Source organism: Kribbella sp. NPDC055110 (assembly GCF_053607525.1).
Genome location: NZ_JBSGTS010000020.1, coordinates 37,697 through 57,779, shown reverse-complemented (window position 1 = coordinate 57,779; position 20,083 = coordinate 37,697). Strand labels below are relative to the sequence as shown.

The following is a 20,083-nucleotide window of genomic DNA, read 5'->3' as shown; positions in this document are numbered from 1 at the left end:
AGTCCATGACGCTGTTACTGCTGGCCGCGCTCGCGGTCGGCGCCGGACTGGTGGTCCGACGCTGGTGGCTGTTGATCATTCCCCCGGCGATGGTCGCCGGCGGACTTCTGCTCCTGGCGATGCCGGGGAGCAGCATCGATCCCGACAACCCACTCCTGTTCGTCGCACTCCTGCTCGAACTGTCCCTAGGCGCCGGCCTCCTGACTGCCCGCTCAGTTTTAGCTAGACGAGCAGCTTGACCTTCGCGAACGGCCGGCAGTGGGTGCAAGGATGCGGGCATGGAACAGGTATTGAGCCGGCCGGAGGCGTCGAAGGCGGTCGAGGGCTCTGGATGGCGTTTCTTGCTGGGCACTTTGCGAACGTCCGTCCCAGTCGGGTCGTTGGCTCAGGCGACCGCCTTGGCAGCGGATGCCGTCGCGGTGTGCGGTGACGACGCCGACCAGCACCTTCGGGTCGACGCCCGCCCCGATCGGGTCGTCTTCACTCTCCAGTCGTTGGAGCACGCAGCGGTGACCACCCTGGATGTCGAACTCGCGCACCGGATCTCTGCCACCGCTGACAGTTCCGGGTTTCTCACGGGGCCCGAGATCGGAACGGGGGCACCGCGATCCGTCCAGATACTGGAGATCGCGATTGATGCACTCGACATTGCCGGGATCCGGCCGTTCTGGAAGGCGGTGCTGGGCTATACCGCCGAGGCGGGTGCCGATGGACCGGAGGATCCGCTCGTAGACCCGGTCGGGCAAGGTCCGGCGTTCTGGTTCCAGCAAATGGACCAGCCACGCCCGCAACGCAACCGCATCCACTTCGACATCTCCGTCCCTCACGACGAGGCACCACAACGCATCGAGGCCGCACTGGCAGCCGACGGCCGACTCGTGTCCGCGACCCGCGCCCCCGCCTTCTGGGTACTCGCCGACCAGGAAGGCAACGAAGCCTGCGTAACCACCTGGCAAGGCCGAGACAACTGAGGTTCGCTTCCAACGTGCTGGCGCGTAGTTCCAACCTGCTGGCGCGCATCGACTCGCCGGCCGGCCGTGGTCACCAGCGACATCGGCTCCTGAGCATGCTCGACCGCCAGGTGGATCTTCGTCGCCAGCCACCCTGAGAGGACCCAGCCCGCGCCACCGGCTCCCGCCACGTCTGTCGATTTCCTCTTGTGGATAAGGGATTCATGCCTCAACTCGATTTGAACGAGACCCGATCGTGATCTAGAATAGAACACATGTTCGAAGGCGATCTGGACGAGCTCGACACCGCGGACCTGTTGGCCGCGGCGTCGGAGTTCGGCCGGGTCCAGGACCGGGCCGGGGTGCGGGTGCTGGAGGCCGCGCTGGTCTTCGCCGACCGTAACGCGGTCGTCTGGGCCGAGCCGCTGCCGGGCTACGAACGTATCCACGTCTACGGCGGCGACGGCTGCCCCGGCGTCGCCGAGTTCGCACCCATCGAGCTCGGCGCCGTCCTGCGCATGTCGAGCGGCGCGGCCGCCGCGCTGATCGGCGAGGCACTCGCGCTGCGGCATCGCCTGCCCAGGACCTGGGCCGCGGTCCTGGACGGGAACGCCGTCGCCTGGCGGGCCCGCAAGATCGCCCACGCCTGCCTGGCGCTGTCGCTCGAGGCCGCCGCGATCGTTGACCGCCGCGTCGCCGGGATCGTCAACACCGTCACGCCAGGTGCTCTGGACAAGATCGTGAAGGCTGCCGTGTGGGAGGCCGACCCCGAGGCGGCGAAGGCCGAGGCCGAGGCGGCCGCACGGATCCGAGGTGTGTTCGTGGCTCCGTCCGATGACGACGGCACGAAGCGGTTCTGGGTGCGCGCCGCGGCCGGTGACGTGATCCGGTTCGATGCCACGATCGACGACCTGGCCCGGGCGTTGAAGATCCTGGGCGACCCCGACGGCCTGGACCAGCGGCGCGCGAAGGCGATCGGCTGGATCTCCGACCCGGCAGCGGCCCACCAGCTCTTGGAGGTAGCCCGCTACCTCGCCCGCACCCAGCCGGCCAACGCCCCGGCCAACTTCCAGCCGTCCCACACCCAGCCGACGCAGGTCACCCCAGACGATGCTGCCGCAGCACCGCCCTGGACCGACCCCGAGGACACGACCGTCCAGGCCGAGCAGGACGCAGCCGCAGCCGACAACACCGCGCCGTCCACAGCCGACCACGAGGCCGGCGACCGCGCAGAGAACCGGGAGCACGGCGGGGCCAACGGTCGGGATGACGCCGCGTACGACGGCGGCCCGATGGATGCGGCTGAGGACCGAGCCGACGGCGACGGCGACGGTTGCGAAGGCTCTGCGTACGACGCTAGGGACGGGGGCGCGTACGGCGGCGTGTCCGACGGTCGGCATGACGCTCTGTACGGCGGTCGCGATGACGGCGGGTACGACCGTCTGGATGACGGCGGGTACGACGACAGCGCTGACGCCGCGGAGCGCGCGTACGACAGCGCGGAGGACGGCGCGGAGGTCGGCGCGGAGGTCGGCGCGTGTGGCGGTGGGGATGGAGGGGAGGCGTTCACGCGGGTGGCCCTGGCGGGCGCGTTGCCGGAGCGGCTGGCGGCGATCAAGCGTGCTGCGTACGGCTCCGGGCTCGGGGCTGGGAGTGGGCGGCGGAACCGGCACACCCTGTACGTGCACTTGACCGACCGGACGCTTGCTACCGGCGACGGTGTACTGCGGGTCGAAGAACTCGGGCCGCTCCTGGCGAGCCAGCTGCGCGAGCTTCTCGGTCATGACCAGGTTGTCGTGAAGCCTGTGATCGACCTACAGGACCAGGTCAGCGTGCACAGCTACGAGATTCCGGACCGGATCCGGGAACGAGTTCGACTGCAGCACCCGGTGGACATGTTCCCCTACAGCGGGGCCGAGGCCACCGCGCGGATGGACCAAGACCACATCACGCCGTACGAGCGGGCCGGTCCACCCGGGCAAACGACCACCGACAACCTCATACCGCTCGGCCGACTCCACCACCGCGCCAAAACCTTCGGCGGCTGGCGAAGCCGACGCCTGCCCACCGGGGCAGTCGACTGGACCAGCCCCCACGGATTCCGGTTCGTCGTCGACTACACCGGCACCCACCCAATGCCAACCACCTCCCGCAGAGGAACATTCGAGGCGGCCCAGGTGGCGGCACGCAAGATCGTGCCCGTACCGGAGCGCACTGGCTCAAGCCGAGAGACTCAAGCGATTCCGCCGGCCTGAGCGGTTGCGTCGGGCTGAGCGGTTGCGCTGGGCTGAGCGGTTGCCTGTCGGTGTAGTGCGAGTGAGCGCTGACGGGCAGTTGCGTCGACGATCGGGCCGGTGAACCGCGGGCGTACCGCGGCTCGGTCGGCGCGCTGGCGGACCGGGTGTGATGACGTTGGCCGGCGGGACCGTTCGTCCCTTGGGACATTGCGGGTTGGGAACGACGCGTTGTGGGCGTCGCCGAACCGGGCGAACCGGTCACACGCGTGCGGCCACCGCTCGGCGTCGGCGGCGTACGGCGGTGCTCGCCGCGTCCGGCATCGAGAAGCCCGGAGAGGTCCACGTCCCGGCCTAGGCCTGCTGCCCGATCCCCGGCTACGGCCGCGTCGACATCCTGCGCCTCTGCCGGGCGTAGACGCAGCACGCTGCTTCTGCCGGGCGTAGACGCAGCGCACTCGCTTCAGCTCTCAGTAGTGCCAGTAGTAGCGGGCGTCTGCGTTCCAGGGGAGGGGGACTGTGGTTCGGTTGGTGAAGGACATGCCTAGGCCGCGGGCGATCTCGACTGTGCGGGCTAGTTGGAGGGCGTAGGGGTGTTGGTTGTCGTCCCACCACTGTTCGTACTGGGTGATGCAGGTTTGGTTCGAGTAGTACGGGTTGTTGCAGGGGTGGGACGGGAGCCACTTCTGGAGGTGGCGGAAGTTGACGGTGGTGGAGCCGTTGGGGGCCTTGATGGTTCCGGTGGCGTCGAGGCAGTAGCCGGTTTCGGGGATGACCCATTTGACGTAGTGCTGGCGGCCGGCGCTGGGCGGGATGGGCTGCATGTTGTTGCAGTTGGCGTCGCCGAACTTCTCGCTCGTCACGCGTTGGATCTGGGTGAGCGGGCGACCCGGGCCGTCGTTGTAGCCGTCGAGGAGGACCCAGTCGCCGTCGTGGATGAAGTGCTCCGCAGACGAAGGCGGCCAGGTCTTCGGGTCGCCCCAGGAGATGTCGGACTCGGTCGCGTTCAGCGGGGTCCACGCCCATTGGCCGGCCGCGGTGCCGCCGGCGTAGTACTGGCCGGCGGCCTTCTCGAACATCAAGGAGTACTGCGCATACGTTTCCGGTGCAGGCACAGGGGTCAGCAGGCTGACCACTAGAACGAGCGCTTTGATCACAGAGCGTTACTCTAGCCGAGTACCTCGCGCAGCGTGGCGGCGAATTCGACCGGCTTGCCCGGCTGCCCGTACTCGTTGCCGAGGAAACCCCCGTGCCCGCTCGGGAACACGACCGGCGTCAGACCGAGCCGCTCGGCCACCGCTTTCCCCCCACGACCGGCGAGTGCGTTCCCCGATTCCTCGCCGACCCCGATGACGATCCGGTCCGCCGCCTTGCCCAGGGCATCGAAGTCCGGCTGGTACGACGTACAGCCGCGCAGGTTCTGGCCGAGGAGAGCGTCGTCGCGGGAACCGTCGTCGTCCACCGGCAGGCCGAACATCGCCGGATTCGGCGCGGGCTGCTGCGTGTAGTCGGCCGGGATCTCACCGTCGTACATGACCAGCGTGATGAACTTCGCCATCCCGGGTCCGAGTCCGTCGCGCTGGTACGTCTCGTACATATCCGCGACCGCGGCCAACGCAGCCTCGCTGTCCGGGAGGATTCCGGCCAGCGGCGGCTCGTGCGCGACCAGCGTGTTGATGAGGTCAGGGCGACGAGCGGTCAGGGCCAGCGCGTTCACCGCGCCGCCGCTGCTGGCGAAGATGTCCACCGGCCCGGCGTCCAGGTGCTCGATGAGCGCGGCGAGATCGGCCGCATGCTCGTCCGGCGACAGCTCAGTGACCGAGCCGGTCCGGACGCTGCGCTCGACGCCGCGCGGGTCGTAGGTCACCACGGTGCGGTCCTCGAAATGCGAGGCCAGGGTCGGGAATCCGCTGGCACCCATCGGCGAGCCGATCATCAACAGCACCGGCCGCTGCGCCAGGTCACCGCGAACGTCGTACGTCAGCGTCGCTCCCGGCACGTCGAGCGTCTGCGTCACAGGTTCCGGCATCACAGCCCCCTCAGGTCCGGCCCACCCCCATTGGTCGGCCTCCTGACCGAGAGCCTAGGGCATGTCTCCCGACCCCACGCCGTAGCGAGGAGGTGCTCGGTGCGGCGAGGTGCCGTGCCGAGTGCCCCGCAGTAGGCGTGGGGTCGGGAGACATGTCCTGAACCGGTCTGGTTAGCTGGTGACATGACTGAGAAGCCAGAGATCGACTTTCCGGATGGACCGCCGCCGGCGGATCTGGAGATCACCGACATCACCGTGGGCGAGGGCGACGAGGCCAAGGCCGGTTCCCGGGTGAACGTGCACTACGTGGGCGTTGCCCACTCCACCGGCGAGGAGTTCGACGCGTCGTACAACCGCGGCGCCCCGCTGGCGTTCCAGCTCGGCGTGGGCCAGGTCATCCAGGGCTGGGACACCGGTGTCCAGGGCATGAAGGTCGGCGGCCGCCGCAAGCTCGTCATCCCGCCGCACCTCGGGTACGGCGACCGCGGCGCGGGCGGCGCGATCAAGCCGGGTGAGACCCTGATCTTCGTCGTGGACCTGATCAGCGTCAGCTGAGCACACTGCGCGACATCTGCACGGCAACAGCCGGCAGCGACCTCCTGGGTCACTGCCGGCTGTCTCATTCCATCACCGGATCGCGGCCGCCCGAATCACTTCCTGGCTGACCTTGTTCCCTGCGTCGTCGGTCGCCGTCGCCCGCAGCGAGAGGTACGACGGCCCCTTCGGCAGCCGTACAGCAGACGACCACTCGGCACCGGTCCGCGAGAGCGGAGCGGCGTGCCAGCTGGCGCCGTCGTCGTACGAGATCTCCAGCGTCGCGCCGTTGACCTTGCCGCCGCCCTCGACGCCGGCGAACTGGAACGCGGACAGCCCGATGCGCTGCCGGCTGCCACCCGCGTACGCGCCGTTCAGGTCCGTCGCCAGGTGGTAGTCGAGCTGGATCAGCGGCAGGTAGACCCAGTCGCTCGCCTCGGTCGTCTGCGCCCGGAAGTCCCACGCGCTCGTCGTCTTCGTCCCGAGGCCCCACACCTCCGGCCGGGCGGTGTCCATCTCGAACCGGTAGTTCACCCATCCGGACGTCGCCGGTACGCCGGTCTGCACCGCCTGGAACGAGCCCTTCCGGACCAGCGTCCCGTTCTGGAACAGCCGTGTCTCCACCGTCGACTCGTCGTCCGACATCGACCCGGTGACACCCTGGTCGCCGCTGCTCGTCGTCGGCACGTTCACCGCGAAGAAGTCACCACTGCGGCGCGGGTTCCAGTACCCCGAACCGACCCGCGGACGAGCGGCCGGAGCGAACCACGAGTTCGTCTGCAGCGACCGCGGCTCGTACGTGTGCCGCTCGCCGCGCTGCTCCCAGCCCCGCGGGTGGTTCGTCTGCTCGTACCAGTCCGTGCCCGCTTGCGTGGACACGTAGTCGATCCGCTGGGTCCCGAGGTGGATCGGCTCGGTCACCTGCAGACACGGCGGCCAGAACCCGATCCGGCAGTCGGCGCGACTCTCGAACGCGAGCTCACCGGTCGGCCCGACGAACCGGTTGACGACCGTGGCCAGCTCCCCGGACCGCGGCGCGTACCGCAGGTCCGCCGGCAGCGCACCGGTGTAGGCCTTCACCAGGTCATACAGGTACGGCGGCGCCTCGGTACCCATCACCCGCAGCCGAACGTTGCCCCCGGCACCGATCCGCGCAACCAACGGCTCACCCTCGGCAGCCGTCAGCGAGTACACGGGCAGATCGGTCCCACCGGCGAGGTTGTAGTACTTGCCCGCACCGTTGTTCACGACGACGAGCACCCGAGCTCCGGCATCGCGAGCAGCCGTCGCCCGCGCGCTCGGCGTGACCGCAGCGCTGGCCGTCACGAATACGGCCTTCCCGCGAACGTCCTTGCCCACATAGTCCGCAGCCGCACCCGCACCGACGTACGCGGCCGTCAACGTCGCCTTGCCGTCCCAGCGCTTCGAGCCGCGCTGCAGCAACGGGTGCAGCTGCTTGTCGTCGACGGTCATCGACACGAGCGGTGACGTACGGCGCCAGCGGGACGAGAAGTCGTACACGCCACCGGCCACCGCACCGGTCGGGGCGGCGTACACCTTGGTGACGACCGGCGTCGGCACGTACTGGGTGAGGAAGGTCGCGTAGTCGCCACCGATCCCGGAGTCGTGGTACCAGCCGGACCGGCGATAGACGTCCTCACCGGGCAGCGGCGCGCTGAGCGTGATCGGGTTCGCCTTCCGCGCGTCCAGCTCGAGGTCGGTGTTCTTGCCGATCACGAGGTGCGGGTTGCCGACCAGCGCGACGCCTTCCTGCCCGTCTACCGGCAGCCAGGAGTACGCCGCGTACACGCCGGGCTCGAGGCGCTGCTTGGAGACGGTCCCGGTGGCGGGGTCGATCTCGAGCGTGCTGACGAACTGGTCGCCGTACTTGTACAGCGTCAGGAACCCGCCCGCCGGCTTGCCGTCACGCCCGGTCGCGTGCACGTTGAGGTCGTACCGCTCACCTTCCATGACCAGGCCGACCGCGGTCTGCGCGATCTGCTTGCCGTCCTGCTTGGCGATGACGGTGCCCGAGTAGGTCAGCCCCGGCGTGGCAAGGTTCGGCGTCGCGGTGACGGTGACCGAAGCAGTCCCGTTCGCGGGCACGGTGACCTGGGTCGAGCCGAGCGTGAACAGTCCGGCCGGCGCAGGCGTCGTAGCGTCGCTGGTTACGTCCGCCGACAGGTCGAGCGAGGCCGGGGTGTCGCCGAGGTTCGTGTAGGTGATGGTGCGCTCGACCGGCGCGTCGTCACCGTGCGGCCAGGTGTGGAGGCCGAAGTCCCGGGTCGCGGTCGCGTTGATGTTCCCGAACGCAGCCGCCGGTACGTCGAGCCGACCGCCGCCGACCTGGTACGCCGTCTCGCCGGCGAGCGGCTTCGCGGTGCTGACCAGTGCGGCCTTGACCTGCTCACCCGTCCAGTCGGGGTGCTTCTGGACGAGCAGTGCCGCGGCACCGGCCACGTGCGGCGTCGCCATCGACGTACCGCTGAGCGACTTGTAGTACCCCGTGCCCGACGACTTCGCTGCGCGGGCCGCCAAAACGTCGACGCCCGGCGCCACGATCTCCGGCTTCACCGTGGCGTCGCCGAGGCGCGGACCCATGTCCTGGAAGTACGCACGCTCATCGTTCTTGTCCACCGCGCCGACCGTGAGCGCGGACGCCGCCGCACCCGGCGAGCCGATCCCGCCGACTCGGCCATAGTTGCCTGCGGCAATCACGAACAGGGCACCGGTCTCGGCGCTCAGCTCATCGACCGCGAGCGCCATCGGGTCGGTACCGTCGCTGGCCTCGGTGCTGCCGAGGCTCATGCTGACCACCTTGGCGCGGTGCGCGGCCCACTCCATCCCGTCGATGATCCAGGACTCGGCGCCGGAGCCGCTGTCGTTGAGCACCTTGCCGATTGCGAGTTGCGCGGCCGGCGCGACGCCCTTCTCGACGCCGTTCGACGCGGCGCCGGTACCGGCGACTGTGGAGGCGACGTGGGTGCCGTGACCGTTGACGTCGTCGGTGGTCTCCCCCGGGACGAAGCTCTTGGTCTCGGCGATCCGCCCCGCTACGTCGGGGTGGGTCTGGTCGATGCCGGTGTCGAGGACGGCGACCGTCGTACCGGTGCCGTCGAGGCCCTGCGCCCAGGCGTCCGGCGCGCCGATCTGGGCGACGCTCTCGGCGAGGCTGGCCTCGACCTTCCCGTCGAGGAACACCTTCTGGATCCCCGCGCCGAACTGGCCCGGGATCGTGGACCTAGCGGTGCTAGAAGTGCTAGCGGCGCTAGCGGTGATGCCGGACCAGAACTCGGAGGCCTCCGCCTTGTGCGCGGACAGGCCGAGACCGCCGATGCTCTCCAGCGTGACGCCACGGTCGGCGTGCTGCGGGGTCGCCGCGGCGGCGCGCAGGCCCGGGCGGTACTGCACGATCAGCGGGATCGACTTGACCGACGCGTCGTCGTACCCCTGGGCGACCAGGGACGTGACGTTGAAGAGTTCGGGGTCGAGACGGCCCGCGGCGAGGTACGGCAGCGCGACGTCCGGTACGACGTGCAGGTCGTCGCCGACCTGCTGGATCTGGACACCTCCGGCATTGCCGGCCGCCTGCTCGACGGCAGCCGTCGGCGGCCCGCCCGCGGTCTCGGTCAGGGTGACCACGTCGCCGGTGAGCAGCGTGACGCGGTGGGTGGACTGGGTGGGTGGTGCGGCATCAGGTACGGCGACGCCGTCGGCCTGCGATGGGGTCGTCGTGACCGCGGCGAGGGCCACGAGTACGGCGAGCCCACCGGCGACGGCGCGGGCGGATCGGGACATGGGCGGACCCTTCCTCGGGGATCTGCGAAACAGATGGCATGAACATGCCATGCCGCCGTAGACTGCTCAATGGCGGGATTGCGGCATGACAGGTGTCCGCCACGCCGTACCTCACCGAAGGGCCCTCGAAGGAGCGCACGATGCTCGACGTGCTGGGATTGGATGCGATCGAGGAAGGCGCCTACCGGCGGCTGATCGCGCTGCCGTCGGAGTCGCTGGAGACCTTGGCCGCCGCGATGGAGGTCGAGGTCGCCGACGTCGCCGCTGCCCTCGACGGACTCGAGGAGAAGGGCCTGGTGGCGCGGTCGACCGCGATGCCGGGCCATTTCGTCGCGTCCCCGCCGACGCTCGCACTCGGCTCGCTGATCGTGCAACGCCAGGAGGAGATCCGGCGCGCGCAACTCGAGCTCGGGCGGCTCGCGGAACAGTACCGGGGTGTAATGGCGGATCGCTCCGACACCGACGTGATCGAGGTGGTCCGCGGCACCCAAGCCGTCGCGCAGCGGTTCGGTCAGATGCAGCGCGGTGCCTCGGAGGAAGTGCTGGCGCTGGTGAAGGCGTCGGTCGCGGTGGTGTCCGCAGACGAGAACGTGGACGAGGACGCGGCGCTGGCTCGCGGCGTCACCTACCGGGTGGTCGTGGAGCGGGCGGCGTTCGCCAAGCCCGGGTTCGTCGACCTGGTGGCCGCGTCGCTCAAGGCCGGCGAGCTGATCCGGGTCACCGGCGATCTTCCGCTCCGCCTCATCATCGCCGACCGTTCGCTCGCATTGTTGCCCTTGGCCCCCACTGCGGCGAACGCCCCCGGCGGTGCGCTGCTCGTCCATCCGTCCGGGCTGCTTGACGCGCTACTGCATCTGTTCAACCTGGTCTGGGCGACCGCCAACGAGGTGCTACCGACCGCCGACGGCACCACCGAGCGCGCGGCCGAACGCCTCGACGACATCGACGCCCGCATCCTCACCCTGCTGCTCGCCGGCCTCACCGACCACGCCATCGGCGGCCAGCTCGGTATGTCGCTGCGCACCGTCCAGCGTCGCGTCAGCCAGCTCATGGACCGGGCCCAGGTCGTGACCCGCTTCCAACTGGGCCACGAAGCCTCCCGCCGCGGCTGGCTGGGCGTCTGATGATCGGGTAGTTGTACTCATCCGCCGTACCCGGCGGGCCGATTGACTGGTGGTATGAGAGTGACACGGTACGGCGCTCTGCTCGCGAAGATCCTGCTCCTCGGGTTGTTGCTGTCGGCCCTGATCTGGCCGGACCTCAGCGGCATCAAGGGAAAGGCGTCGACCGCCCGCCTGATCGTGTACCCGCTCGGCGGGATGATCCTGCCGCTGTGGTGGTGGGCCTACGGACGAACGCGGAGCAAGCTGCACCGCACCTTCCCTTGGCCCGCGGATCTGCTGATGACCCTGCCCTGGTTGATCGACCTGGTCGGCAACCGGCTCAACCTGTTCGACACGGTCAGCTGGTGGGACGACGCGATGCACTTCGTCCTGTGGGCCTTCCTCACCGCCGGCGTACTGCTGGCGTTCGCACCCCGCGACCTCTCCCGCGCCCTCACCATCTTCACGGCTCTCGGCTTCGGCAGCACCGCCGCGGTCGTCTGGGAGGTGGGTGAGTACGTGACCTTCGTCCGCAACTCGCCCGAACTCCAAACCGCCTACACCGACACCCTCGGCGACCTGACCCTAGGCACTCTCGGCGCCCTCGTCGCCGGCCTACTCGTCTATCAAGCGTCTAAGCGTCGCCCGGGCGGCGCAAAGCTTCCATCAGGTTCGTGTGGATGAACCTCAGCGGTCGGCCGGGCGGCAGACTCCGTTGGCGGCGGCGCTGGCGGCTAGGGCCGCGGCTGCGGGGCTGGTGGCGGGTGCGGTGTCCTGGACGGTCGTGTGGCGGCCGATCGGGACGACCATCGGGGTGCCTGCTACCGGGTCCGGGACGACCTTGACGGCCAGGCCGAAGACGTCCTGGACGACCTCCTCGGTGATCACCTGCGACGGGTTGCCCTCGGCAACGATTGCGCCGTCCTTCATCGCGATCAGGTGGTCGCCGAACCGGCAGGCCTGGTTCAGGTCGTGCAGCACCAGCACGATCGTCCGGTCCTCGGACTTGTTCAGGTCGACCAGCAGATCGAGCACCTCGAACTGGTGCGTCAGGTCGAGGAACGTCGTCGGCTCGTCCAGCAACAGGATGTCGGTCTCCTGCGCCAGCGCCATCGCGATCCACACCCGCTGCCGCTGACCACCGGACAATTCGTCGATCGGCCGGTCCGCGATCGACAGCACATCGGTCGAGGTCATCGCCTCCGCAACCGCCTCGTCGTCGGAACGCGACCACTGCCGGATCCACCGCGTCCGTGGGTACCGCCCGCGCCCGACCAGGTCCGCGACCGTGATCCCTTCCGGCGCGGTCGGCGACTGCGGCAGCAGGCCGAGCTTGGTCGCCACCTCCCGCGTCGGGATCTGCTGGATGCTCTTCCCGTCCAGCAGCACCGTCCCGCGCGACGGCTTCAGCAATCGCGCCAGCGTCTTCAGCAGCGTCGACTTGCCGCAGGCGTTGGCGCCGACGATGACCGTGATCTTCCCGGTCGGGATCCGCACCGACAGGTCGTGGATGATCTCCCGCTGGTCGTACCCGACCGCGAGACCGTCGGCCGCCAAGCTGTGTTCCACAGGGTTCTCCATCTTTCAGCCACCACTCCCGACACGGTTGGCCCGCGCCAGCAGGAACATCAGGTACGGCGCTCCGACCACACCGGTCACCACTCCGACCGGCAACTGCGTCTCTCCGAACGCGTGCTGCGCGACGAGGTCCGACAGCCCGACCACGAGCGCCCCGAGCAAGCCGGACGTGATCATCGCGGGCCCCGGCGACCGGGTCAGCCGGCGAGCGATCGGTGGCGCGACGAACGCCACGAACCCGATCGGCCCGGCCGCCGCCGTCGCCATCGCAGCGAGCAGTACGGCGACCACGATCAACCCGAGCCGCGCCACCTCGACCCGCAACCCCAGCCCGTACGCCGTCTCGTCGCCGAGTTGCAGGATCCGCAGCTGCCGCACCAGGAACACCATCAACGGCAGCAGGACGACGAACGTGATCGCCAGCGATCGTACGTTCGACCAGTCCCGCCCGTTCAGACTCCCGGTCAACCAGATCAGCGCCTGCTGCGCGATCTCCACCCGAGCCTTGGTGAGCAGGTACGACGTGATGCTGATGGCGATCGCGCCGATGCCGATCCCGATCAGGATCAGCCGGTAACTCGACACCCCCTGCCGCCACGCGAGCACGTACATGAGGAACGCGGTCAGCACCGCGCCGACGATCGCGGACGCCGACACCGCGACCCCGGTGAGCCCGAGGGTGACGATCGCGAACACGGCGAACGCGCTGGCGCCGTACGTCACGCCGATGATGTCCGGGCTGGCCAGCGGGTTGCGCGCGATGCTCTGGAAGATCGCGCCCGACAGGCCCAGCGCCGTACCGACCAGCAGCCCGGTCAGTGCCCTGGGCAACCGCAGCTGGTTGACGATGAACTCGGTCGCCCGATCGCCACCGCCGAACAGGGTCTTCACCACGTCGACCACCGGGATCTTGAAATCACCCAGCGACAACGAGACGCAGAAGATCGCGAACACCACGACAGCGAGGCCGGCGATGACAACGAGCGAACGAGCCTGACGGACAGCGCGCGCCCTGGCGATGACATGGACCGCTTCGGCCGTCACAGGTCGGCCAGCTTCCGGCGGCGTACCAGAATGATGAAGAACGGGGCGCCCAGGACCGCGGTCACGACGCCGACCTGCAGTTCGCCGGGGAGCGCGACGACGCGTCCGATCACGTCGGACCCGAGCAGCAGGATCGGTGCGAGCAGCATCGAATACGGCAGGATCCAACGGTAGTCCGGGCCGGTCACCAGCCGCGCCACGTGCGGGATGGTCAACCCGATGAACCCGATCGGCCCCGCGGCCGCGGTCGCCGCACCACAGAGCAGCACGACGACCACAGCGACGAAGGCGCGGGCGAGCCCCACCCGCTGACCGAGTGACTTGGCCACGTCATCCCCCAGCGACAACGCGTTCAGCACGCGCCCGCAGAACAAGGCCAGCACGATCCCGACCAGGATGAACGGCGCCACCTGTTTCGCGATGTCGGGACCGCGGCCGGCGAACGATCCCACCGACCAGAACCGGAACTGGTCGAACGTGTCGACGTCACCGATCAGCAAGGCGGTCGTCAGCGACCCGAGCATCGCGGTCAGCGCCGCACCGGCGAGCGCGAGCTTGACCGGCGTAGCACCTTCGCGCCCGAGAGAACCGAGCATGTACACGGCGACCGACGCCGCGGCAGCGCCGAGAAAGGCCAGCCAGACGTACGACGTCAACGACGACAACCCGAACCAGTAGATGCCCCCGACAACGAACAGTGCGGCGCCTCCGTTCACGCCGAGGATGCCCGGATCGGCCAGCGGGTTCCGGGTCACGCCCTGCATCAGGGCCCCGGACAGACCGAGCGCGGCGCCGACCATCAGACCGATCAGCGTCCGCGGCACACGCAGTGACCGGACGATCACGTGATCGGTGTCGGACTCGTTGTAGTGGCGCAGGGCATCGATCACCGTGGACAACGGGATCTGCTTGGACCCGATCGCGATGCTGAGCAGCGACACGAGGACCAGCAGGACGACGCAACCGGCGAGCCCGAAGACGAGCGTGGTCCGCCGGGTCCGACGGCGCGGACGCGACGGGGCGGCGGTCTCCGGGCCGGCGGCGACCACGGCATGAGGCGGGGGCATTGGACTTTCGGGATCCTCTTAGGTAAGGCTAACCTCTAGATGCCTCACCATAACCCGGCCGTCCTCGGGTTCGCACCTGAGGCTCCCCTGTCGAGTTGATGGAGAAACCACAGCATGACGACTGTGCTCGAGCGACCGATCGTGTTCGACTCGCTCCTTGCCACCGTGGCGGCCGTTGACGACCTCAGCCCGCACCTGCGCCGAGTGACCTTCGTCGCACCGCGGATCGCGGAGGCGGTCACCGCCGGGCCGGACCAGCGCATCAAGATCCTGCTCACCCCGCCCAACGGCAGTGCGATCAGACTGCCGTCCGGACCCGAGTGGTACGCCGAGTGGTGCGCCCAACCGGTCGACGAGCGATTCATCATGCGCACCTACACCGTGCGAGCGCTTCGGCCGGAGTTGGCCGAGCTGGATGTCGAGTTCGTCCTGCACGGGGTCAACGGACCTGCGTCCGCCTGGGTCAGTGAAGCCGAGCTGGGCGACCAGGTGGGGCTGCTCCTGCCGTTCGCGGTCGACACGACCAGCACGAAGGGTCTGCTGCATTCCGGCGTCGACTACGTCCCGCCGGCGACCAGTGTGCGCCGGATCTTCGTAGCGGACGAGACAGCGTTGCCGGCACTGGCCGGGATCCTCGAGGAGCTGCCGGCCGCAGTACAGACCACGGTGTTCGTCGCCGTACCGGATGCTGCGGACATTCGCCCCCTGTCACGTGACGTCACCTGGGTCACGGAGGACTCGCTGCTGGATGCTGTGAAGTCAGCTCAGCTCCCGTTCGACCCTGACTACGCCTGGGTCGCCGGGGAGTCGTCGATGATCAAAGAGGTACGTCGTCACCTCGTGAACGCGGTCGGGATGCCGAAGTCCGCGATCTCGTTCCAGGGCTACTGGAAACGCGGCGAGGCGCACTGCTGAACCGGGAGAGCCGGAGGGCAGAGTTCCGGCCCTCCCGGAAGTTCTGCTAGGACGGGTTCTCTGCGTGGGTCAGCGTCTCCCACGCGACGAACAGGTTGTTGGAGCCCGCCGGCCGGCGGGACTCGGTCAGTGCCTGGGTGTTCGCCATCGCGATTCCCAGGCGGGTGTGCAGCGCGTTGTAACCGACCTCGGTGATCGGACCGAGCCCGCGGTTCAGCGTGCCGTTGCAAAGCCACGACGGCACCGGCTCCAGGTTGCGTTCCCACTTGGACTGGAACCCGAGCGCCTGACGGAGCCGCTCACCGAACTCGGGGTACATGTCGATGCCCTGGATCCGCGCCGTCTCCAGCACGTGCGAGATCGACGAGATGCCGTAGCCGGTGTGGGTGAAGTCGCGGCAGGTCTCCTGAGTCAAGCCTGTCACGAACGTCCCCTGGCCCTGCCAGTAGCTGACGATCTTGTCGCGGGTATTGAGGTTCTGACTCGGCACGGTCTTCGGCAGCGCGCCGTCGGACTCCAGATACACGTACGCCGGTACGCGCAGCCGGTAGAGCGCTATCGCCTTGTCGTAGATCGCCTTGTCCTCGAGGAACACCCCGATGCCCTGCAGCGCCTCGGTCATGCTCAACTCCCAGTTCCCGTTGGAGTTCGAGCCGTTGATGATCTCCGGGACGTAGACGTTGCGGAGCATGGTGGCGAAGCGGCCGGAGTTCGGCCAGTTGCCGTACACGTGCTTGATGATCTCCGCGGCCTTCGGCCACGAGGACGCGGACCACGCTGTCTGCAAGGGCGCGTTGCTGTTGGTGTGGTCCTGGATGGTCGCCGACCACGCATCCATCAGTTGGATGGACTTCTGCGCATAGCGGTCGTCGCGGGTGAGGTACCAGAGCAGTGCGTCGGTGTACGCCGCGATGGCGTCCTCACGTTCGTCGGTGCAGCCGTAGTTCGGGTTCGAGTACGGACCGCACTCCACGACCGCGCGTGGTTTCGGCGTACGGGAAAGGGAGGCGTATGCGCTGTTCTTCGCCTGGTTGAAGGCGTCGGTCCACGGCTGCGCGCCGGCCTGCACCTTGGCGCGGACGAAGTCGAGCTGAGCCCGACTCGACCCGACACCCGGATGCGTGAACGTGGCCGGCGCGTCGACGGCTTGTGAGGACGCGACAGCTGGGGTGGTGAGGGTCCCGGCAACCAGCGCGGCACAGGCCGCGGCCAGGACCAGGGGTTTCTTTCTCATGGGCGGTGTCCTGTCTTTCGGGGCGGTGGACACTTGCGCTTCCCCCACTAGCGCAGGGTGTTTTCGAAAGTTTGACGACGGACGGTGAGGGCGTCAACATCTCGGCGGGAAGAAAGTTCACCGCGGAACAAAACAGGAGACTTTCCCAGCTCAGTGGAACAAAGTGCGGATCTGTCCCATGGAACGACGGCAGTTCCTGACCGCCGGAACCGCAGTCATGGCCGCCCCGGCACTACCCTCCGTCACCACCCACGCAGCGCCACCTGCGCCTGGAACGGCTCAGCTGAGGGCGAGCTCGGCGGCGTGGATGCCGGCCGCGTCGAGGAGGGCGGCGGCGGTGATCGCGCCGATGCCGCCGAGCGGCTGGGCGCGGACGACCGCACGGGCGGCCGCACCGTCGAAGATCATCGTGAGCTGGACGGCCAGCGTGGACGGGTCCTCCGCGCCGGCCTTCACCAGCTCGCGGTGGAAGAAGTCGGTGAGCTGCTGCTTGAAGTGCCGCGCCACCACCGACCCAGGGTGCTCGGGGTTCTTCAGCTCCACCGCCGTACTCACGTACGGGCAGCCGAGGTAGTTGCCGTCAGCAACCATGACGTCCTGCCGATCGAACACGGTGAGGATCCGCTCCCGCGGCGCGCGGTCGTCCTCGGCGCCCGGGTGCAGCATCGTCTGGTACGCCGGACCGCGGCTGGCCAGGCTCTCCGCGATCAGCTCGTCCTTCGACCGGAACAGCTGGTACATGGACTTCTTCGACACCCCCGCCGCCTTGCAGAGCGCGTCCACGCCGATGTTGACGCCGTCGCGGTAGAAGAGTTCACCCGCGGCGTCCAGCAGCCGCTCACGGGGAGTCGCGGAGGTGCTCATGTCATCGAGGGTACCGGCTGGATTTGAAATCAGAAACCGATCGGTTTACTGTTGCGGAAACAGATCGGTTTCCACTGAGGAGTTCTAGATGACCACACTCGAAGGCGCCGTTGTCCTCGTCACCGGCGGACAGCGCGGGATCGGCAAGGCGATCGTCGACGACCTGCTCACCCGCGGCGCGGCCAAGGTCTACGCGACCGCCCGCAACCCCCGCCCGAGCACCGACCCGCGCGTCGTACCGCTGCCGCTCGAGATCACCGACCAGGCCTCGATCGACGCCCTGGCCGCGGCCGCGCCGGACGTCACTGTGCTGATCAACAACGCCGGTGCGAGCTCGCCGGACACCTACCTCGACGCCCCGATCGAGGACGTCCGCGCGGTCTTCGAAGCGAACTTCTTCGGCCCGCTCCAGCTCACCCGCGCGTTCGTCCCGATCATCGAGCGCAACGGCGGCGGCCATCTCCTGAACGCCCACTCGGCGCTGTCCTGGGTCGCCCGGCACGGCGCGTACTCCGCGACCAAAGCCGCGTTCTGGCTGCAGACGAACGCGATCCGGCTCGAGCTGCTGGACCGCGGCATCGGCGTCACGGGCCTGCACATGGGGTACGTCGACACCGACATGACGGCTGACGTGACCGCGCCGAAGTCCCGCCCCGAGGACATCGCCAAGCACGCCCTCGACGGCATCGAGTCCAGCGCGTACGAGGTCCTCGCCGACGACACCGCCCGCGGCGCCAAGGCCGCGATGTCACTCGACCTGACCGCCGTCTACCCCGAACTAGCCGGCTGAGAACACGGACGCCAGGCACTCACCAACGCCATCGGCGCAGGTCTGCTGACCTTCACCCTGCCGATCAGGATGGGTTGGTCTGCTGTCGACGTACCGTAGAAGGCATGTCAGTGACAGGGGGGCCGCCTTCCACCCGCGAAGAGGAGGTGGAAGAGCGGGTCGGGCCGTACCGGTTGATCCGACGGCTCGGACAGGGCGGCATGGGTGTTGTTTACCTGGCCGAGGGGCCCGAGCACCAAGAGGTCGCGCTGAAGGTGCTGCGGTCGCACGTGGCGCACGACCCGACCGCACGGGCCCGGTTGCAGCGCGAAGCGACCACACTGCAGAAGGTGAACCACCCCGGTGTGGCCGGCATCCTCGACCACGACCTGGAGAGCGAGCGGCCGTACCTGGTGACCCGCTTCGTTCCCGGCCGGCCGTTGGACGAGCAGGTGGACGAGCGGGGACCGCTCACGCCACGCAAGTGGCTCCCACTGGCCGGCTGCCTCGCCGAGTCGCTCCAGGCGATCCACGCGGCCGGAGTGATCCACCGCGACCTCAAGCCCGGCAACGTGATGATGTGCAACGGCAAGCCGGTGATGATCGACTTCGGCATCGCCCAGGCCGCCGACGACCTGCGACTCACCCAGACCGGACTGGTGATCGGTACGCCGGGCTACCTGGCACCTGAGCTCATCGAGGGCGAGATGGTGTCGCAGTCCGCGGACTGGTGGGGCTGGGCGGCCACTGCGGCGTTCGCCGCGACCGGACGCCGGCCGTTCGGCAAGGGACCGTTCGAGGCCGTGCTGGCCCGGGTGCACTCCGGACAAGCCGACCTGGACGGGCTGGACCCGCGTCTGAAGTCACTGCTCGCCGCGGCGCTCGCGCCCAACAAGGCCGACCGGCCGACGCAGGACGAGATCATGGCCGGCCTCAGCCGGTACGCCGAGGGTCGCGACGCGTTCCCGCCGCGTGAGGCTCAGACCGTGGCCGCCGTACCGCCGACCAAGTTGGTGACGAGGCTCATGCCGACGGAGGCGCCTGCGGTCGAGGAGCCGACGGGTCCGACACCGACCGAGGTGGCGCAGCTGGTTCCGCCGGTGATTCCGCCGCTGTCGGCGTTCACCCCGATCCGGGACAAGATCCGGGACGCAGCCGCGAAGAAGCCAGTGGCAGAAGCACCCCCAGCTGGCTACAACCCGTATGCGCCGTACCAGAGTGGTCCTCCGGTCCCCTATCAGCAGCCTGCTCAGCCGGTGCCTGTCCCAGCTCAGCCGGCTCAACCAGTCAAGGCTCCACCGACAGGTCGGCGTACTGCGGTCATCGTCGGCTTCATGCTTGCGCTGACCGGACTGGTCGCTCTGACGCCGGGGCTCGGCGCAGTGGTGGCGATCCTGCTGCTGGTGCTCGCCCGGACGGTGGACCGCTCGAGTACGGCGCTCATGCGGCGCCGTCTGGTCCGGGGCCGGGCCGGGAAGTCGGACGGCGTCATCGCGCTGGCCGCCAGCCCAGTGCAGCTCGCCACCGCTGGCCTGATCACGCTGCCGTGCCTGATCCTGCCGCTGCTCACAGCGGTTGTTGTCGGCGGCGTCGTCACCGGCGTCGCTGCCTCGGCGTACGGGCTCGAGTGGCCGCCGCTGTCGGCGGTCGGCTTCGGTACGGCGGCACTCACCGCGCTGTTCTGCTGCTGGTGGGGTCCTGGTGGCAGCTCGCTGCGCCGCGGTGCGCACATCGCGGCCCGCAACACGTTCCGGCCGCACTGGTTCTCCGGCATGATGGCCGTCGTACTGGTGGCGATCGGTGGCGTGACGTTCTACCTCGCCACGCAGGGCGAAGGCGCCGGCTGGGCACGCAGCCCGATCCAGACGCCGAACATCCAGCGTCCAACACTCGGCGACCTGCGCAACGCACCGTTCATCCGAGACCTCCCCGTCATCGGCAACTGACGACGGGGAGATCCTCGG

The 20,083-nt window shown here is 68.8% G+C and carries 17 protein-coding genes; 9 read left to right on the top strand and 8 right to left on the bottom strand.

The features are described 5' to 3' along the window. Nucleotides 1–5: 5 nt before the first annotated feature. The 3 genes from ACWF0M_RS27135 to ACWF0M_RS27125 all read left to right on the top strand — a co-directional run bounded on the left by ACWF0M_RS27135 (nt 6) and on the right by ACWF0M_RS27125 (nt 3,205). The gene (locus ACWF0M_RS27135; protein ID WP_452238532.1) at nt 6–239 is read left to right on the top strand and encodes a hypothetical protein; all 234 of its coding nucleotides are present in this window, start codon (nt 6–8) and stop codon (nt 237–239) included. A gap of 39 nt (nt 240–278) precedes the next feature. After that, nucleotides 279–971, top strand: coding sequence for a VOC family protein (locus ACWF0M_RS27130; RefSeq protein ID WP_452238531.1), 693 nt, complete (start codon nt 279–281; stop codon nt 969–971). Nucleotides 972–1,225: 254 nt separating this feature from the next. Continuing rightward, complete coding sequence (locus tag ACWF0M_RS27125; protein WP_452238530.1) at nt 1,226–3,205, top strand: DUF222 domain-containing protein; 1,980 nt, start codon at nt 1,226–1,228, stop codon at nt 3,203–3,205. A 449-nt stretch (nt 3,206–3,654) separates the two neighbouring features. Here ACWF0M_RS27125 and ACWF0M_RS27120 read toward each other — a convergent pair whose 3' ends face one another. Both ACWF0M_RS27120 and ACWF0M_RS27115 read right to left on the bottom strand, forming a co-directional pair. Beyond that, nucleotides 3,655–4,341, bottom strand: coding sequence for a hypothetical protein (locus tag ACWF0M_RS27120; RefSeq protein ID WP_452238529.1), 687 nt, complete (start codon nt 4,339–4,341; stop codon nt 3,655–3,657). A gap of 11 nt (nt 4,342–4,352) precedes the next feature. Next, nucleotides 4,353–5,213, bottom strand: coding sequence for an alpha/beta fold hydrolase (locus ACWF0M_RS27115; protein WP_452238528.1), 861 nt, complete (start codon nt 5,211–5,213; stop codon nt 4,353–4,355). 183 nt (nt 5,214–5,396) lie between these two features. Between ACWF0M_RS27115 and ACWF0M_RS27110 the strand changes: the two genes are divergently transcribed. Next, nucleotides 5,397–5,768 carry an FKBP-type peptidyl-prolyl cis-trans isomerase gene (locus ACWF0M_RS27110; protein WP_133785989.1) on the top strand — a complete coding sequence of 124 codons (372 nt, stop codon included), beginning with the start codon at nt 5,397–5,399 and terminating at the stop codon, nt 5,766–5,768. A gap of 72 nt (nt 5,769–5,840) precedes the next feature. On the opposite strand, the gene ACWF0M_RS27105 is transcribed toward ACWF0M_RS27110, so the two are convergent. Beyond that, nucleotides 5,841–9,545: a S8 family serine peptidase gene (locus ACWF0M_RS27105; RefSeq protein ID WP_452238527.1), complete on the bottom strand. Its 3,705-nt coding sequence runs from the start codon at nt 9,543–9,545 to the stop codon at nt 5,841–5,843. A 140-nt stretch (nt 9,546–9,685) separates the two neighbouring features. Between ACWF0M_RS27105 and ACWF0M_RS27100 the strand changes: the two genes are divergently transcribed. Both ACWF0M_RS27100 and ACWF0M_RS27095 read left to right on the top strand, forming a co-directional pair. Beyond that, the gene (locus tag ACWF0M_RS27100; RefSeq protein ID WP_452238526.1) at nt 9,686–10,669 is read left to right on the top strand and encodes a helix-turn-helix domain-containing protein; all 984 of its coding nucleotides are present in this window, start codon (nt 9,686–9,688) and stop codon (nt 10,667–10,669) included. 54 nt (nt 10,670–10,723) lie between these two features. After that, nucleotides 10,724–11,332 carry a hypothetical protein gene (locus tag ACWF0M_RS27095; protein WP_452238525.1) on the top strand — a complete coding sequence of 203 codons (609 nt, stop codon included), beginning with the start codon at nt 10,724–10,726 and terminating at the stop codon, nt 11,330–11,332. 3 nt (nt 11,333–11,335) lie between these two features. Here the strand turns inward: ACWF0M_RS27095 and ACWF0M_RS27090 are convergent, their stop codons facing one another. The 3 genes from ACWF0M_RS27090 to ACWF0M_RS27080 are packed head-to-tail and all read right to left on the bottom strand — an operon-like array spanning nt 11,336 to nt 14,337. Further along, nucleotides 11,336–12,229, bottom strand: coding sequence for an ABC transporter ATP-binding protein (locus tag ACWF0M_RS27090; protein ID WP_452238524.1), 894 nt, complete (start codon nt 12,227–12,229; stop codon nt 11,336–11,338). Nucleotides 12,230–12,232: 3 nt separating this feature from the next. Continuing rightward, nucleotides 12,233–13,270 carry a FecCD family ABC transporter permease gene (locus ACWF0M_RS27085; protein ID WP_452238523.1) on the bottom strand — a complete coding sequence of 346 codons (1,038 nt, stop codon included), beginning with the start codon at nt 13,268–13,270 and terminating at the stop codon, nt 12,233–12,235. Continuing rightward, the gene (locus ACWF0M_RS27080; RefSeq protein WP_452238522.1) at nt 13,267–14,337 is read right to left on the bottom strand and encodes a FecCD family ABC transporter permease; all 1,071 of its coding nucleotides are present in this window, start codon (nt 14,335–14,337) and stop codon (nt 13,267–13,269) included. The genes ACWF0M_RS27085 and ACWF0M_RS27080 overlap by 4 nt, the downstream gene beginning before the upstream one ends. Before the next feature lie 114 nt (nt 14,338–14,451). Between ACWF0M_RS27080 and ACWF0M_RS27075 the strand changes: the two genes are divergently transcribed. Next, nucleotides 14,452–15,252 carry a siderophore-interacting protein gene (locus ACWF0M_RS27075; RefSeq protein WP_452238521.1) on the top strand — a complete coding sequence of 267 codons (801 nt, stop codon included), beginning with the start codon at nt 14,452–14,454 and terminating at the stop codon, nt 15,250–15,252. A gap of 46 nt (nt 15,253–15,298) precedes the next feature. On the opposite strand, the gene ACWF0M_RS27070 is transcribed toward ACWF0M_RS27075, so the two are convergent. Next, on the bottom strand, nt 15,299–16,486 hold the full coding sequence (locus tag ACWF0M_RS27070) for an alginate lyase family protein (protein ID WP_452238520.1): 1,188 nt from the start codon (nt 16,484–16,486) through the stop codon (nt 15,299–15,301). A 279-nt stretch (nt 16,487–16,765) separates the two neighbouring features. Next, nucleotides 16,766–17,350 (bottom strand): TetR/AcrR family transcriptional regulator, encoded by a 585-nt coding sequence (locus ACWF0M_RS27065; RefSeq protein WP_452238519.1) that lies wholly within the window; start codon nt 17,348–17,350, stop codon nt 16,766–16,768. An 88-nt stretch (nt 17,351–17,438) separates the two neighbouring features. Between ACWF0M_RS27065 and ACWF0M_RS27060 the strand changes: the two genes are divergently transcribed. Together ACWF0M_RS27060 and ACWF0M_RS27055 are read left to right on the top strand one after the other, a co-directional pair. Next, the gene (locus ACWF0M_RS27060) at nt 17,439–18,140 is read left to right on the top strand and encodes an SDR family oxidoreductase (protein WP_452238518.1); all 702 of its coding nucleotides are present in this window, start codon (nt 17,439–17,441) and stop codon (nt 18,138–18,140) included. Nucleotides 18,141–18,244: 104 nt separating this feature from the next. After that, nucleotides 18,245–20,065, top strand: a complete 1,821-nt coding sequence (locus tag ACWF0M_RS27055) for a protein kinase domain-containing protein (protein ID WP_452238517.1) — start codon at nt 18,245–18,247, stop codon at nt 20,063–20,065. Nucleotides 20,066–20,083 lie beyond the last annotated feature (18 nt).

What these genes read in the sequence shown, in the direction of transcription:
- ACWF0M_RS27115 (WP_452238528.1), bottom strand. Translation starts at nt 5,213, where the DNA reads ATGCCGGAACCTGTGACGCAGACGCTCGACGTGCCGGGAGCGACGCTG.
- ACWF0M_RS27105 (WP_452238527.1), bottom strand. Translation starts at nt 9,545, where the DNA reads ATGTCCCGATCCGCCCGCGCCGTCGCCGGTGGGCTCGCCGTACTCGTG.
- ACWF0M_RS27095 (WP_452238525.1), top strand. Translation starts at nt 10,724, where the DNA reads ATGAGAGTGACACGGTACGGCGCTCTGCTCGCGAAGATCCTGCTCCTC.
- ACWF0M_RS27090 (WP_452238524.1), bottom strand. Translation starts at nt 12,229, where the DNA reads ATGGAGAACCCTGTGGAACACAGCTTGGCGGCCGACGGTCTCGCGGTC.
- ACWF0M_RS27130 (WP_452238531.1), top strand. Translation starts at nt 279, where the DNA reads ATGGAACAGGTATTGAGCCGGCCGGAGGCGTCGAAGGCGGTCGAGGGC.
- ACWF0M_RS27075 (WP_452238521.1), top strand. Translation starts at nt 14,452, where the DNA reads ATGACGACTGTGCTCGAGCGACCGATCGTGTTCGACTCGCTCCTTGCC.
- ACWF0M_RS27055 (WP_452238517.1), top strand. Translation starts at nt 18,245, where the DNA reads ATGTCAGTGACAGGGGGGCCGCCTTCCACCCGCGAAGAGGAGGTGGAA.
- ACWF0M_RS27110 (WP_133785989.1), top strand. Translation starts at nt 5,397, where the DNA reads ATGACTGAGAAGCCAGAGATCGACTTTCCGGATGGACCGCCGCCGGCG.
- ACWF0M_RS27125 (WP_452238530.1), top strand. Translation starts at nt 1,226, where the DNA reads ATGTTCGAAGGCGATCTGGACGAGCTCGACACCGCGGACCTGTTGGCC.
- ACWF0M_RS27080 (WP_452238522.1), bottom strand. Translation starts at nt 14,337, where the DNA reads ATGCCCCCGCCTCATGCCGTGGTCGCCGCCGGCCCGGAGACCGCCGCC.
- ACWF0M_RS27135 (WP_452238532.1), top strand. Translation starts at nt 6, where the DNA reads ATGACGCTGTTACTGCTGGCCGCGCTCGCGGTCGGCGCCGGACTGGTG.
- ACWF0M_RS27070 (WP_452238520.1), bottom strand. Translation starts at nt 16,486, where the DNA reads ATGAGAAAGAAACCCCTGGTCCTGGCCGCGGCCTGTGCCGCGCTGGTT.
- ACWF0M_RS27060 (WP_452238518.1), top strand. Translation starts at nt 17,439, where the DNA reads ATGACCACACTCGAAGGCGCCGTTGTCCTCGTCACCGGCGGACAGCGC.
- ACWF0M_RS27100 (WP_452238526.1), top strand. Translation starts at nt 9,686, where the DNA reads ATGCTCGACGTGCTGGGATTGGATGCGATCGAGGAAGGCGCCTACCGG.
- ACWF0M_RS27065 (WP_452238519.1), bottom strand. Translation starts at nt 17,350, where the DNA reads ATGAGCACCTCCGCGACTCCCCGTGAGCGGCTGCTGGACGCCGCGGGT.